Origin of the sequence: Thiocystis violacea, assembly GCF_016583565.1 — a bacterium.
Taxonomy (GTDB): domain Bacteria; phylum Pseudomonadota; class Gammaproteobacteria; order Chromatiales; family Chromatiaceae; genus Thiorhodococcus; species Thiorhodococcus violaceus_A.
This window is the reverse complement of record NZ_NRRF01000268.1, coordinates 1-574: the sequence shown is the minus strand read 5'-3', so window position 1 is coordinate 574 and position 574 is coordinate 1. Positions and strand designations below refer to the sequence as shown.

The 574-nt window shown below is 66.0% G+C and carries 1 protein-coding gene; it reads left to right on the top strand.

The features are described from left to right. On the top strand, positions 1-574 hold a 574-nt coding region (locus tag CKO23_RS25150), incomplete at both ends, for a hypothetical protein (protein WP_242482726.1).

Below are 574 nucleotides of genomic sequence, written 5' to 3'. Positions count from 1 at the left end.
CGCTCGACCCCGCGACGCACTTTGCGGACAGTCGCATCGCGCTGCCCAACCTCCAGGAGAGCAACACCCTCACCGTGGTGGCCGACTGTGCCTATATGAACACCGGCGAGGGCCTGCACCGCTTTGTGGACCCCGAGGACGGAGAGGTCTACCTCTACAGCCAGTTCGAGGTGGCCGACACCCGCCGCGTCTACGCCGTGTTCGAGCAGCCCGACCTCAAGGCCAGCTTCCAGTTCACCGTCACGGCCCCCAACCACTGGCACGTGCTGTCCAACAGCCCCTCGACCATCACCTCGGTGGGCGGCGCGAGCATCACCATCGGCGGCAAGGCCCGCGGCATCGCGCGCTGGACCTTCTCCCCCACCACGCGCCTCCCCTGCTACGTGACCGCGATCGTCGCAGGCCCGTATCACCAGGTCGAGGGCATGGTGGAGTCCAAGAAGGGCACCCTGCAGGCCAACGTGTACTGCCGCAAGGGCCTCGCCCCCTACCTGGACGCCGACGTGATCCTTGACGACACCCAGCGCGGCTTCACGTTCTACGAAGACAAGTTCAAGACTGACTACCCGTACGA